This window comes from Winogradskyella psychrotolerans (assembly GCF_018860545.1).
GTDB lineage: Bacteria > Bacteroidota > Bacteroidia > Flavobacteriales > Flavobacteriaceae > Winogradskyella > Winogradskyella psychrotolerans_A.
On sequence record NZ_JAHKPN010000011.1, the window covers coordinates 672,189 to 686,160 of the forward strand.

Annotated in this window: 13 protein-coding genes; 8 read left to right on the top strand and 5 right to left on the bottom strand. The window is 34.8% G+C overall.

The genetic code is table 11. The annotated features are described in order from the left end of the window. Window positions 1–92: 92 nt before the first annotated feature. Window positions 93–1,304, bottom strand: coding sequence for a DUF6252 family protein (locus tag KO515_RS06230; RefSeq protein WP_215935501.1), 1,212 nt, complete (start codon window positions 1,302–1,304; stop codon window positions 93–95). Window positions 1,305–1,517: 213 nt separating this feature from the next. Between KO515_RS06230 and KO515_RS06235 the strand changes: the two genes are divergently transcribed. From KO515_RS06235 to KO515_RS06270, 8 genes are all read left to right on the top strand, one after another. Further along, window positions 1,518–2,033, top strand: a complete 516-nt coding sequence (locus KO515_RS06235) for a 30S ribosomal protein S16 (protein ID WP_215935502.1) — start codon at window positions 1,518–1,520, stop codon at window positions 2,031–2,033. 90 nt (window positions 2,034–2,123) lie between these two features. After that, window positions 2,124–2,654 (top strand): ribosome maturation factor RimM, encoded by a 531-nt coding sequence (gene rimM / locus KO515_RS06240; protein ID WP_215935503.1) that lies wholly within the window; start codon window positions 2,124–2,126, stop codon window positions 2,652–2,654. An 86-nt stretch (window positions 2,655–2,740) separates the two neighbouring features. Further along, window positions 2,741–3,451, top strand: coding sequence for a tRNA1(Val) (adenine(37)-N6)-methyltransferase (locus KO515_RS06245; RefSeq protein WP_215935504.1), 711 nt, complete (start codon window positions 2,741–2,743; stop codon window positions 3,449–3,451). A gap of 111 nt (window positions 3,452–3,562) precedes the next feature. Next, complete coding sequence (locus tag KO515_RS06250) at window positions 3,563–4,741, top strand: acyl-CoA dehydrogenase family protein (RefSeq protein WP_215935505.1); 1,179 nt, start codon at window positions 3,563–3,565, stop codon at window positions 4,739–4,741. Window positions 4,742–4,868: 127 nt separating this feature from the next. Further along, the gene (locus tag KO515_RS06255; protein ID WP_215935506.1) at window positions 4,869–8,318 is read left to right on the top strand and encodes a hypothetical protein; all 3,450 of its coding nucleotides are present in this window, start codon (window positions 4,869–4,871) and stop codon (window positions 8,316–8,318) included. A gap of 128 nt (window positions 8,319–8,446) precedes the next feature. Further along, on the top strand, window positions 8,447–9,205 hold the full coding sequence (locus KO515_RS06260; protein WP_252723789.1) for an SGNH/GDSL hydrolase family protein: 759 nt from the start codon (window positions 8,447–8,449) through the stop codon (window positions 9,203–9,205). Between the two features lie 29 nt (window positions 9,206–9,234). Beyond that, window positions 9,235–10,131 (top strand): metallophosphoesterase family protein, encoded by an 897-nt coding sequence (locus tag KO515_RS06265; RefSeq protein WP_215935507.1) that lies wholly within the window; start codon window positions 9,235–9,237, stop codon window positions 10,129–10,131. Window positions 10,132–10,136: 5 nt separating this feature from the next. Then, window positions 10,137–10,607 carry a hypothetical protein gene (locus KO515_RS06270; protein WP_215935508.1) on the top strand — a complete coding sequence of 157 codons (471 nt, stop codon included), beginning with the start codon at window positions 10,137–10,139 and terminating at the stop codon, window positions 10,605–10,607. A 32-nt stretch (window positions 10,608–10,639) separates the two neighbouring features. Here the strand turns inward: KO515_RS06270 and KO515_RS06275 are convergent, their stop codons facing one another. The 4 genes from KO515_RS06275 to KO515_RS06290 form a co-directional block, all read right to left on the bottom strand. After that, window positions 10,640–10,972 (bottom strand): 2Fe-2S iron-sulfur cluster-binding protein, encoded by a 333-nt coding sequence (locus KO515_RS06275; RefSeq protein ID WP_215935509.1) that lies wholly within the window; start codon window positions 10,970–10,972, stop codon window positions 10,640–10,642. Between the two features lie 229 nt (window positions 10,973–11,201). Next, a complete protein-coding gene (locus KO515_RS06280) occupies window positions 11,202–12,257 on the bottom strand; it encodes an NAD(P)/FAD-dependent oxidoreductase (protein WP_215935510.1) in 1,056 nt (351 codons plus the stop codon). A gap of 155 nt (window positions 12,258–12,412) precedes the next feature. Further along, on the bottom strand, window positions 12,413–12,655 hold the full coding sequence (locus KO515_RS06285; protein ID WP_215935511.1) for a NifU family protein: 243 nt from the start codon (window positions 12,653–12,655) through the stop codon (window positions 12,413–12,415). After that, the gene (locus KO515_RS06290; RefSeq protein WP_215935512.1) at window positions 12,656–13,795 is read right to left on the bottom strand and encodes an Mrp/NBP35 family ATP-binding protein; all 1,140 of its coding nucleotides are present in this window, start codon (window positions 13,793–13,795) and stop codon (window positions 12,656–12,658) included. Window positions 13,796–13,972 lie beyond the last annotated feature (177 nt).

Genomic DNA, 13,972 nt, shown 5'->3' on the forward strand with positions numbered 1-13,972 from the left:
AGCTTTTTTGAAATGAATTTATAAAGAGTTTTAAACATAAAAAAAGCGCTACTCAAAAACGAGTAACGCTCTAATAATTTGATATAAAAATTTTATCCTTGTAAATAATCTGGTACTCCGTCACCATCCGTATCTACAGCATCATCTGGATTACCATCTCCGTTTGGATCTGCATTTTCGTTTATGGTTAACAATGTATCTCCATCATCATCATCATCTAAATAATCAACGTCACCATCACCATCTGAATCCACAGGATTACCGTCTGCATCTTGCGCTTCGTATTGTGTTAAAACACCATCACCATCATCATCGTTATCTAAATAATTCGCAATGCCATCACTATCTGTATCATCATCATCAAGATCTCCATTTCCATTAAAATCTTCATAAGCATCAGGCACTCCATCTCCATCCGCATCGCTACAATCTAAATTATCTATTGTTACTTGGATACTTCCATCGTCATCTCCACAAAATTCGATTTGCTCTTGTAAGTAAAATAAATATTGTGCGCATTTTTCATTATAGTTACCAATAGTTGCAGTGACATATTGCGAATTTGCCTCTACCACATTAGCTTCAGCAATTTCACAAGAAATCTCACAATCACCTAAACCATCTATAATCGCTTGCAATGATCCATCAGTATCTCCACAATACGTACGTTGCTCGGTTAAGGCATTTGAATACGCATTACAAGCCGCTAAATAAGCCTCACTATCTACAAATTCTAAATCCGAAGCAAAAGTCGCTTCATAAGCCAATTGGGCAACATCCGCAGCAGCCTGTACATCAGCACATGTTATTGGATTTGTTGGAAACTCCCCTGACACCAAAGGCACTTTATAAAAAATACCATTGGTAAATCCTACAGAATTTAATCCAGAAGCATCAAACGCCAAAAATCGATATGTTCCTGTAAAGGTTCTGTTCACGACATCTATTTCTTCAATAATAATTTCCCCTAACTCAGGATAAATCGAAACACTTTCATCAGGTTTATTCGTTGTAGAAAACGTGTCTCCGAAACTATTAATGTATTGTGCTTCAATAACATCTATATCTCCCACAATAAAAGTTGATTCTATTACAGATGGTACAGTAAGTATTACTGATTCAGCAGCGTTAGTTCCCGTAATGGTTAAGAACCCATTAGTCTCAATACTTGCAGAAAAGCCTTTAGCTCTCCAAAGTTCATTTTCACGATCTCCCTGAAAAGCAGGTGAGTTAAATTGAACTTCATCACCACAGCTGAATACGGCTAAAAAAACAAGAGATAAGAGGATTAGTTTTTTCATCATTTAATAATGTCTTTTATCTATGCTCCAAATATAACGAAACATGAATGTCAAAAGTATAATAATTTTTAATAATGAGCGTAACTCTCATTTTTCTTTTAGCTAAAGTGAACTTGTTGCAAGTTAAAATGATTTAAATAATCATAAATCAAAAAAATATAGTATCTTTGCGCCCTCATTAATAACAGAGGTCGAGAACCTCACTAATTAATTATTATGCCTGTAAAAATTAGATTACAAAGACACGGTAAAAAAGGAAAACCTTATTACTGGATCGTAGCAGCGGATTCTCGCGCTAAAAGAGATGGTAAATACCTAGAGAAATTAGGTGCTTACAATCCAAACACAAACCCTGCAACTATTGAGTTAGATGTTGATGGTGCCGTAACTTGGTTACAAAATGGTGCGCAACCTACTGACACAGCAAAAGCAATTTTATCTTATAAAGGTGCTATGTTGAAAAATCATTTAGCTGGTGGTGTTAGAAAAGGTGCTTTAACTGAAGAGCAAGCTGAAGAAAAATTCAAAGCTTGGTTAGAAGAAAAGGCGTCTAAAGTACAAGCTAAATCTGACGGTTTATCTAAAGCTGATGCTGATGCAAAAGCTAAAGCACTTGAAGCTGAAAAAGCAGTAAATGAAGCACGTATCGCTGCAGCTGCACCAGTTGTTGAAGAAGAAGTAGCAGAAGATGTTGCAACTGAAGAAACAGCAGCTTCTAACGAAGAAGAGTAAAAAATTTATTTTTATACTTTTGAACCCAGACTTAAATAGTCTGGGTTTTTTAGTTTATAGAACCACGGAAATACTAAATACAAGATTATTTTGAAAAAAGAAGAATGTTTTTACTTAGGTAAAATTGTAAAAAAGTACAGCTTTAAAGGAGAACTCCTTGCCAAGTTAGATACTGACGAACCTGATTTATATGATAACTTAGATGCCATATTCATTGATCTTAGGGGTAACTTGGTACCGTTCTTTATTGAATCTTCACAGTTACATAAATCGGATTTATTGCGTTTAAAATTTGAGGATGTCGATACCGAAGCTGATGCTGATGCATTAATGAAAACTGAATTGTATTTACCACTAGATTTATTGCCGAAACTTGATGGCAATAAATTTTATTTTCATGAAGTTATAGGTTTTACGATTACAGATAAAAATTTTGGAGCCGTTGGTGTTTTAAAAGGTATTAATGACTCAACTGCACAAGCTTTATTTGAAATTGACCGAGAAGGTATTGAAATCTTAATTCCGATGAATGATGAATTTATTATTAAAGTCGATCGAGAACATAAAACGATAGAAGTTGATACTCCGGAAGGACTTATAGACTTATATCTAGAAGAATAAATTGTCATCCTTATATAATTAGAAACTATTAATATAAATCTTTTCCAAAAATAGATTCCTGCTTTCTCAGGAATGACAAAACGATAATGAAACCCTTCAAATTCAAACAATTCTCAGTCAACCAAAACCGTTGTGCCATGAAAATTGGTACCGATGGAGTCTTACTTGGTGCTTGGACTTCTGTGCATCATAAGCCATTTTCAGTTTTGGATATTGGCGCAGGAACTGGAGTTTTAGCCTTAATGCTAGCGCAGCGAAGCCCTGCAGAAACTATAGAAGCTTTAGAGATTGATGCTGATGCTTACGAACAATGTTCTGAAAATTTTGAAAATTCACCTTGGGCAGATCGTTTGTTTTGTTATCATGCTTCTTTATTAGAATTTGCTGAAGAAATAGAAGATGAATATGACCTTATCATATGTAATCCTCCATTCTATTCTGAAGACTATAAAACAGACAACAAATCTCGAGATTTAGCACGTTTCAATGACGCCATGCCTTTTGAACATTTAATTTATGCCGTAGTCAAGTTATTATCCGATTCTGGAATATTCTCAGTCGTGATTCCATATAAAGAAGAACCCCATTTAATTAATTTAGCTTCAAAAGTTGGTCTGTTCCCTAATCGCATACTTCATGTAAAAGGAAACCCTGATTCAGAAATTAAGAGAAGTTTAATAGAATTTTCTTTCGAAGAAACCAAAACTCAACCATCTGAATTAATTATTGAAACTTCACGTCATCAGTACACAGAAGATTATATTAATTTGACCAAAGATTTTTACCTGAAAATGTAATTCTATTGTTGGGCAATGATAACGTTTTCGTTACTTTTGTTAAACTTATAAAATAACCACTTCAATTTTGATAAATTCTCAAAATCAGAAGCTATTAATATCAACATTAGAATGAAACCAGATTTATTCGAAGCACCAGATTATTATAACCTTGATGAATTATTAACGGAAGAGCACAAATTAGTTCGTGATGCCGCTAGAGCGTGGGTAAAACGCGATGTCTCTCCCATTATTGAAGAAGCAGCACAAAAAGCAGAATTTCCAAAATCTATCATTGGTGGTTTAGCCGAAATCGGAGCTTTTGGGCCTTATATTCCTGAAGAATATGGTGGAGCAGGATTAGATCAAATCTCTTACGGTTTAATTATGCAAGAAATTGAACGTGGAGATTCTGGTGTTCGCAGTACAGCTTCAGTACAATCATCTTTAGTGATGTATCCAATTTGGAAATATGGTAACGAGGCACAACGTAACAAATATTTACCAAAATTAGCTTCAGGTGAATGGATCGGTTCTTTTGGATTAACCGAACCAGATCACGGTTCTAATCCAGGTGGTATGGTTACCAACTTTAAAGATATGGGAGATCATTATCTTTTAAATGGCGCCAAAATGTGGATTAGTAATTCACCATTCTGTAATATTGCAGTGGTTTGGGCTAAGAATGAAGAAGGTAGAATTCACGGACTTATTGTAGAACGTGGTATGGAAGGTTTCTCTACACCAGAAACACATAACAAATGGTCCCTTAGAGCTTCAGCTACTGGCGAACTTATTTTTGATAATGTAAAAGTGCCAAAAGAAAACTTATTACCTAATAAATCTGGATTAGGAGCACCATTAGGTTGTTTAGATTCTGCCCGTTTTGGAATTGCTTGGGGAGCCATAGGAGCTGCTATGGATTGCTATGATACGGCTTTACGTTACAGTAAAGAACGTATGCAATTTGGAAAGCCAATTGGTCAATTTCAACTTCAACAAAAGAAACTTGCTGAAATGATTACTGAAATCACAAAAGCACAATTGTTAGCCTGGCGACTTGGTGTCATGCGAGAAGCTGGTACAGCAACCTCTGCACAAATCTCTATGGCAAAACGTAATAATGTAGAAATGGCTATTACCATTGCTCGTGAGGCAAGACAAATGCTTGGTGGTATGGGAATCTCTGGTGATTACAGCATTATGCGTCATTCTATGAACCTTGAAAGCGTTATTACTTATGAGGGTACTCATGATATTCACTTACTCATTACTGGATTAGATATTACAGGATTAAACGCTTTTAAATAAATTTAGCGTTCCAACATAAGGTTTAATTTTTGCATACTAACTGATATTTAGCATATTTTTAAAAGTTTTTGAATCCTAAATTTGCTTTAAATTTTGATATATTTAATATCCTAAAGTTTAAAGTGTTATGGACGAAGAAAGAAATGAACTAATTCAATTTATCAATTTACAGTTAGCAGCTATTGGGCAGCCCACTTTTAAAGATGCAAAAGATAGCAAGGAAAAATTTTGCGATCCTAAATTTGAAGCGCTATCCAATGGGCTTATTAGAAGTTTACGTGAGAAATCGCGACTTTTAGCAAGTCATCATTGTCCTGTAGACGCTAGAATTCAAAATTTTATAGATGATTATTTAAAAGATATAAGCATTGATAAATCTTATATTATTCCGAATAACACCTTAATTCTATCTCGAAAAGGTCAAGCCAGAGAAGTAAGTTTACCACCAGATGGCATTTCATTTGAAAGTGATTTGGTCACCACTAAGCGTCTTAAGCAAGGTATTTTAAACAATCCTTTACACGATAAACGAACTACTAAAGGGACGTTTCATATTGTAGAAGGACCATTACCTGTGCCATTAGACAAGCAAGAGGTTCCTAAAGTCGTTTTAGCGCATTTTTTACATGCCGCCTTTAATCCATCTGATGATTTAAAAATACTCCCATTCACATCTAACCAAGAAGACAAAGCAAAAACCATGGTGTCCATGTTATTGCGACCTGTGGTGTCTCCTGAAGTGAAAGGAATTCTCTCTCAAAAATCTTTAGAAGTTCGGTTTTTTGCACCAGGTAACTTAGTGAGCAATTTAGATTTTGTAGAGTCTATTTTTGGCAATGCTGGCGATCCTAATTTAGCACATAATGATGCGGCATTAGACCCAGAACATTGGACTGGCCACACAGGTTGTATTGTTCTTGCTCCTCAACTATTAACCTTAAAAAAGAAAGACGTAGGACTGCCTCATTACAACGATGCAACCGACCGTCAGAAAAGAGACGGCATGTGTTGGACCAACGAACATGAACTTTATAATGATGGTGGAGCCTTTAAAATTACGTGTAGAGATGAGCGTGGTGTCGTAATTACGTTAATTGCCGACAACTACTATGGCTATTCCAAAAAAGAAATAAAAACGCAAATCAGTTATTCAGCAAACCTTTTTGGCTTAGCAGAAGAAGAACACGCAGGTGGAGCAATAGCTTATGCCAGACGTGTTATGGGTGAAACTGTTGATTGTAATGACTACTCTAAATATTATGGACTAGATCATACTTTTGAAGATATTAAAACCTTAATAGCCGATCGTATTGAGGTTATGCCAGAAAATTATGCCGTGGATAAAGCATACCCAAATATCGTTTATGTTCCTGAATCCTCTTATTTTAATACCGCAACCAATAGTATTACTTGGCATTATAAAGGCAAGGAACAAAAACTCACCCTATCCCCTTTTAAAACTTATATTCATCCCTCTGGAAATAAGCTAAAACTAGAAAAACATAAGTCTATAGATTTATGGCGAATGATAGAAACTTATCCCGAAGGTGTATTTTGCCATAAGCCATGTACGGTTTCAGGAGGTGGGAAATCAGAGATTTCTAAATCTATGCAAAATGCAATCACGTATAACGCCTTCAACATTCATAATATTGATGAAGATTTTAAGAAAGCGGACGAAATCATTGAGTACGATTATTCAACACGATGGAAAATTAAGGATCCTAACCGCCCTAAATCTCGATCGTTTTTAAGTGAAAAACGAACACTCGGTTCCGTGGTAAAACTTCTAACTCCGAATGAAGAAAATTCAGATGAGTTCAATGCATTTCTGAAAAATATTCCAGTTCATATTCGCTCCCTTGTTTTATTTGTAAAACGTTTATTCAGACAAGCTCATGGTGCTAACCTTAATTGGAAAGACATGATGTCTGTTGAATTTATCAATGGTGTTAAAGGAACGGCTTTAAACTACAACCATACTCCCGTAGTTGGTAGTTACGTAAGAATCGGCTTTAATCAGAATGGCAATTGGATGTTGAATAAATTACGCTCAGATTTTTCTGCTTGTGAAAAAATTCAGACAGAAGACGATATTACAGCATCCATCACCCTTCCAAAGGAACGCTTTAAAAATCTAAATCCAGAATATCCTAACAAAAGTGTCAAAGTGTTAACCAACTGTGAAGCACATTTATTTCAAAGACCCGATGAGGCTATTGTTAGAGGTTATGATAAACTTGCAGAATTAGATATTATATCAGACGGCAGATTCTTAACGAATTACGAAATGTTAACCAAAGAAGATGCTGTTGCCATTTATGAGGACACCATAAATTATGATAAATACACGCAGCCTGTAAAAGATTTTATAAAAGAAATTATAGATTCTGATGATGAGGATATCCAATTTGTTTTACCATCTCACCCAAGAATTGTAGACGGAGAACCAACTAAAAACCCACGTTATTTGGAACCTAATAAGTTCTATAATGAGACAGAAGCTACATATATTTCAGACATAGGAGTTCGTCTGTGTAGAAGAATTAAGCCTGAAGACCCCGTAATTCATGTCGTAAATGCTGTTTTACCAGGTCGAAGAAATAATCCTGCAGACCGTGAAGCTGGTATTAGACCTTTAGCGGTTTATAATCCTATCCACTATCAGGAAACTCCAGAGTTATTTATGGATTTTATTTGTAGTCTTACAGGTAAATCACCATCAACAACAGGTGCAGGATCGGAAGGAGCCTTAACCAAAGCTCCCTTTAATATGCTGACACCAACTACGGATTTAAATAACGCGTTGTTATCACACATCTTGACTGAATCTAACGGGTTTAGCACAGCTGCCGGTTATGTTGGCTCCGAAAACAAGATAGATCATGATGTGAGTTTGTTAATTCCTGAGATTTGGGCCAGAATGGCACCTGAAGACAGAGACCCTCAAAATTTAATAGCGAATAAATCTTTAGAAAAACTTGAAGATTTTGAGCATAATGGTGAAAAGGTCTTAGCAAGTCGATTAGGGTACAGAATAACCAAAAGGTTCTCTTTACTATGTTTAAATCGCTTATTTGATGAACCAACAGCGGTATTTAATGAGCGCATGTTGAAGCCTGAATTACAAAACTTAGAAGATTTTGTCGATGGGATTAACAATATTGTTGAAGCCCAACAAAAAGTGGCTTTAAACTACTTTGAAGATGGTAGTATTGAAGCTGCAATTCCACCGTTAAAAATTCTATTAAACATTATGGCCTACGGTCATTATGAAGGTAAAGCTATTAGCGATCCAGAATTAAGACATTATTTTGACAGAAGTTATGTTGTGAATTCAGATTGGTACAAGGAACGATTAGTATTAAAACAACAAAAGGATATTGCCTATTACGGCTCTCAAATTGAGTATTTAAAATCATTCATTAATGACGCTAACAATGATATCTTAGTCGATGATATGGAGTTAAATTCACGATTAGAAACGACTCAAAAACTGTACGACACTGTAAAATCACCAGATTATATTGACCGTTTAGTGGGGACAATAGGTGTTGATCCTTTATATAAAAACTAAAATAGCCTATTGAATATTTATGATTAACGCTTAACTAAATAAACTTTAATTATGAAAATGCTTCACTTAATTGGGAAGCATTTTTTATATTATAAAAACCTATATAACTCTAAAACCGTATATAGATTATGAAAAGATTAGCTGAAACATTTTTTTACGGATTATTTATGATTCTCACGTGCTGCACCAGCGAGACTATTAATTCCATAGAAGAAGAGGAAGACATCATAGAAGACATTATCGATGACGAGGATGAAGATGAAGAACTAACAGATCCACAAACCTTTAACATTCTTGCTCTCGGAGACAGTTACACCATTGGACAAAGCGTTTGCAACACCTGTCGTTTTCCAGAGCAATTAAAATCCGAGTTAATAACTGAATTTTCAGAAGACGATACTTTTAACCTTGATATTATTGCGCAGACAGGTTGGACGACAACAAATCTAACTAATGCAATAACAATTGAAAACCCTGAAAACAATCATGATTTGGTAACACTTTTAATTGGTGTGAATAATCAATATCAAAATAAACCCTTTTCAATTTATGAAACTGAGTTTCCTGTTTTAGTTTCAGAAGCGATTCAATTGGCTAAAAATGATAAAGATGTGATTGTGGTTTCTATTCCAGATTATGCATTTACACCATTTGGTCAAAATAGTAGTAATTCAGGAACCATTTCAGAACAAATAAATCAATACAATACGTTTGCTGAAAATTATTGTAATCAGCAAAATATAACATTTGTAAATATTACGGATATTACACGGGAAGGCTTAAATAATCCTAATCTAGTCGCTTCAGACGGTTTACATCCGTCATCATTGGCTTACTCATTATTTGTAGATCGTTTACTTCCCATTGCTATCGAAAAAATTGAATAAGATTTACTATTTTAGTTGAAATATTTTTCATGTCCTCTAAAACGAGATTAGATCGCGCATACAATACTGCCAAACGTCTTAAGTTTGACGATACTTCAAAGATTATTTTATTTAGCGATTGTCACAGAGGAGATAATAGTTTTGCAGATGATTTTGCCAATAACCGAAATATTTATTTTCATGCCCTAAGACATTATTTTTTAGAAGGTTTTAGCTATTGTGAACTTGGAGATGGTGATGAGCTTTGGGAGAATTTATCTTTTGAGTCTATATTCAGTGCGCACAAAAACGTGTATATGTTGATGAAGCAATTTCATGATGAAAACCGTTTGCATATGATTTGGGGTAATCATGACATGGTGTATCGTGACCCAAAATATGTAGAAAAACATTTGAATACTTTTTTCGATCCAAAAACAGGTAATGATGAAGATTTATTCTGTGATATTAAATACCATGAAGGCATTATTTTAGAACATTCAGACACCAATCAAGAGTTATTTTTAACCCATGGTCATCAAGCCGATTGGTGGAATTTTCTATTTTGGAAATGGAGCCGTTTTATGGTACGTGTGTTGTGGAAACCATTGAATGTTATGGGTATTGCAGATCCTACAAGTCCGGCTAAAAATTACACGGAACTCATTAAAATAGAAAAGAGAACCAAACGTTGGATTATTGAAAACAACAATTTAATCACCATCGTTGGCCATACACACCGACCACGTTTCCCTGAACCTGGAGACATTGCTTATTTTAATGATGGCAGCTGTGTGCATCCAAGAAGTATTACTGGCCTTGAAATTGAAAATGGTGAGATTTCATTAATAAAATGGCAAATTATAACGTCTGAAGATGGTAATTTGAAGATTGATCGTTTCTTATTGGAAGGCCCAACAAAGCTAGCTGATTATAAAACGAAGTAATTTTTATGGAACTTTTAGAAATGTACTTCTGGATGATAATTATTATTTGTGGCGTTTTGAACGTCCCCATAATAGTTTTGACTGAAGATTTGAAAACTAAAAAGAGATATAAGAAATACCTTAAAATTTCTTTTATTATTGGTCTAATTGGAATAGTAATACTTTTGACCGATTGGAATTATCTCTGTGGTTACCAATGTATAGTTTATACATTTTCGCCATTTATAACATTACTCATCTGCAAAGCTGTAATGATATTATCTAAAAATATCACAAAAAAAGAAGGCTTTCAGATATATAGAAAACGACAAATTATTGGTAGCTCTAAAATAGAACTCTCTGACGGCATTTATCAAAAAAATAATGGAGATTTAAAACATAAAAGGTATTATAGTTGGTATACTTCTTTTATATCAGCGACACCTTTTATTCTTCTACTTCTATTATTAATCATTATAAAAGAGACTACGTGTTGATATAATCATGAGATCCCTGCTCTCAAAGGAATTTAGGACTCTGGTGCCAACTCAACCTCCAAACCTTCCATGTCTGGTGTCATTTGAATTTGGCAACCTAAACGCGAATTATCCTTTACATAAAACGCTTCAGATAACATCGCTTCTTCATCGTCTTGCATTTCCGGTAATTCAGTATCGCTTAATACATAACATTGGCAAGAAGCACACATAGCCATACCTCCACAGATGCCGATGGTGCCTTCTGGAGCTAACTCAAAAGAACGCACAATTTCCATGAGGTTCATAGCCATATCTGTTGGAGCTTCAATTTGATGTTTAACTCCGTCTCTATCGATAATTGTTATATTTATGTCCTGTTCCATAATACTTCCTGCGAAAGCAGGAATCTTTTATTTGTTATACTAAGTTTCTCGAAGGAGAAATTAATTACTTATGGAGACCTCACTGTTCTATATTGAAACGTGTTCAGCGTAAAAACCTTTAAGGTCTAGTAATTTTGCTAATTTATATAAAACCTACAAGATTTTAGATCCCTAATCGAAATATGTGCGTTTTCAATTTTCCCCTTTGGGGAATTAAAGGGGGCTTTTTTTAATCTATAGCTTTCACAACAGCTTTTGGCGCTTCTTTTCGTGTACCGTCAAACCCATTAACTCCAGCAACGGTAGTATATTTTAAAACATAGCGTTTTCCTGGATTAATAATTTGATAAGCCGATTGACACATTAATGTGGCTTCATGGAAACCACAAAGAATTAATTTTAATTTCCCTGGATACGTATTCACATCTCCAATAGCGAAAATTCCTGGAATATTAGTTTGATAATCTAATGCGTTATCCACCTTAATGGCATTCTTTTCAATCTCTAGTCCCCAATTGGCAATAGGTCCTAATTTAGGAGATAAGCCAAATAATGGAATAAAATGGTCTGTTTCTACAAGAATTGGTTCTTCATCTTTTTTAGTGACTTCAACACTTTCCACTTTCCCATTACCGTTTATCGCTGTAATTTCTGCTGGCGTAATTAAATTTATTTTTCCAAGGTTTTTGAGTTCCTGTACTTTTTCAACAGAATCTAAATGTCCTCTAAACTCATTTCTTCTATGAATTAAAGTCACGCTTTCTGCTATATCACTTAAAAAGATGCTCCAATCTAAAGCCGAATCTCCACCACCTGCAATGACCACTTTTTTACCGCGATACATTTCAGGTTCCTTAATCATATATTCAACACCTTTATCTTCAAACTCAGTGATATTATCAAGTAAAGGTTTACGAGGTTCAAAACTTCCTAAACCACCTGCAATAGCCACTACAGGAGCTTGATGTTTTGTGCCTTTATTGGTTGTTACTATAAAGCTACCATCATCTTGTTTTTCTATAGTTTCTGCACGCTCGCCCAATGTAAATCCAGGTTCAAACTGCTTACATTGTTCCATTAATTTATCCGTTAAATCACCCGCTAAAATTTCTGGATATGCCGGAATATCATAAATTGGTTTTTTAGGATAGAGCTCTGTACACTGTCCACCTTGTTGTGGCAAGGCATCAATTAAATGGCATTTTAATTTTAAAAGTCCAGCTTCAAAAACAGTAAAAAGTCCGGTTGGTCCGGCTCCAATTATAAGTATATCTGTTGTAATCATTTACTTCCTGCGGAAGCAGAAATCTCACGAATACTGCTTCTATTTTTATTAAAACCTACAAGGTTTTATAAACCTTGCAGGTTATTTTAATTAAGATTTTATTTCGAATACAAAACTACTAATGTGATTTTATTCAGAATGTGATAAATGTCACACTATTTTTCAACATTAATAACCTGCTCAATTTGTGGTGCGTATTTTTTAATAGTCATCTCCACTCCAGATTTTAAGGTCATCTGATTAACACTACAAGATGTGCATGCACCAACAAGCTGTACTTTAACAAGCTTATCATCGTCGATAGATAGTAAATTTATATCACCACCATCACTTTGTAGAAACGGACGGATTTCATTCAATGCTTTTTCTACGTTTAATCTAAGTTCTTCTGTGCTCATTTAATTTTTTTTAACGGCAGAGCAACCTGCCATGGTCGTAATTTTTATCGCTTCAGTTGCTGGCAAAGCTTCATTTCTGAATACCACTTGTTGAACAACATCGCGCGTAATCGCTTCAAAAGCATCTTCAATAGGAGTTGCTGTTTGCAATGCTGCTGGTCGTCCTAAATCTCCCGCTTCTCTTATACTTTGAATTAATGGAACTTCACCTAAAAATGGCACATCTAAATCTTCTGCTAAATGCTTGGCGCCTTCTTTTCCAAATATATAATATTTATTTTCCGGAAGTTCTGTAGGTGTAAAATACGCCATGTTTTCTATAATCCCCAAAACAGGCACATTAATACTATCTTGTTGAAACATGGCCACACCTTTTTTAGCATCAGCTAAGGCTACATTTTGTGGTGTACTCACTACAACAGCCCCTGTAATAGGCAACGCTTGCATAATACTTAGGTGAATGTCTCCAGTTCCTGGAGGCAAATCAATTAACATAAAATCTAACTCCCCCCAAGCGGCATCAAATATCATTTGATTTAAAGCTTTAGATGCCATTGGTCCTCTCCATATGACAGCTTGGTCTGGTTTTGTAAAAAAGCCGATAGATAATACTTTAACTCCGTAGTTCTCTACAGGTTTCATTTTAGACTTTCCATCAACGTTTACAGATAATGGACGTTCATTAGCCACATCAAACATAATAGGAATAGACGGTCCGTAAATATCAGCATCTAAAACACCAACTTTAAAACCCATTTTAGCTAATGTCACCGCCAAATTTGCGGTTACTGTAGATTTACCAACACCACCTTTACCTGAAGCAACAGCTATAATATTTTGAATTCCCGGAATCGCTTTTCCTTTTATTTCATTTTTTGGTTGAGCCGCTTTAGCTTCAACTTTTACATTGACTTTTATCTTCGCTTTTTCGTAAACCTTTCTGTGAATGGTTTGCAAAATTTCAACCTCTGTTTTTTTACGTGCTTGTAGACTTGGGTTTTTAATCGTAATATCTACAATCACCTCATCAGCAAAAGTAACGACATTAGTAACGGCACCACTATCTACCATGTTTTCACCTTCTCCAGGTGCTGTTATGGTTTTTAGAGCCTTTAGGATATCTTGTTTATTAAGTTTCATATATGATTAAGACTGAAGAAAAACGAGACTAAAGTATAGATTCTAAATTTTTCTTATTAAGATTAATTCTAAATGCAAAGATACTTAGAATAGTTTAGAATTTGAACTCCTTAAATTGAATTGATTAATGACTGAATTTGATTTTTAAATAAGAGTGAAAATTTGTTATTATTCGTA

What these genes read in the sequence shown, in the direction of transcription:
- KO515_RS06230 (WP_215935501.1), bottom strand. Translation starts at nt 1,304, where the DNA reads ATGATGAAAAAACTAATCCTCTTATCTCTTGTTTTTTTAGCCGTATTC.
- KO515_RS06235 (WP_215935502.1), top strand. Translation starts at nt 1,518, where the DNA reads ATGCCTGTAAAAATTAGATTACAAAGACACGGTAAAAAAGGAAAACCT.
- KO515_RS06245 (WP_215935504.1), top strand. Translation starts at nt 2,741, where the DNA reads ATGAAACCCTTCAAATTCAAACAATTCTCAGTCAACCAAAACCGTTGT.
- KO515_RS06250 (WP_215935505.1), top strand. Translation starts at nt 3,563, where the DNA reads ATGAAACCAGATTTATTCGAAGCACCAGATTATTATAACCTTGATGAA.
- KO515_RS06255 (WP_215935506.1), top strand. Translation starts at nt 4,869, where the DNA reads ATGGACGAAGAAAGAAATGAACTAATTCAATTTATCAATTTACAGTTA.
- KO515_RS06260 (WP_252723789.1), top strand. Translation starts at nt 8,447, where the DNA reads ATGAAAAGATTAGCTGAAACATTTTTTTACGGATTATTTATGATTCTC.
- KO515_RS06265 (WP_215935507.1), top strand. Translation starts at nt 9,235, where the DNA reads ATGTCCTCTAAAACGAGATTAGATCGCGCATACAATACTGCCAAACGT.
- KO515_RS06270 (WP_215935508.1), top strand. Translation starts at nt 10,137, where the DNA reads ATGGAACTTTTAGAAATGTACTTCTGGATGATAATTATTATTTGTGGC.
- KO515_RS06275 (WP_215935509.1), bottom strand. Translation starts at nt 10,972, where the DNA reads ATGGAACAGGACATAAATATAACAATTATCGATAGAGACGGAGTTAAA.
- KO515_RS06280 (WP_215935510.1), bottom strand. Translation starts at nt 12,257, where the DNA reads ATGATTACAACAGATATACTTATAATTGGAGCCGGACCAACCGGACTT.
- KO515_RS06285 (WP_215935511.1), bottom strand. Translation starts at nt 12,655, where the DNA reads ATGAGCACAGAAGAACTTAGATTAAACGTAGAAAAAGCATTGAATGAA.
- KO515_RS06290 (WP_215935512.1), bottom strand. Translation starts at nt 13,795, where the DNA reads ATGAAACTTAATAAACAAGATATCCTAAAGGCTCTAAAAACCATAACA.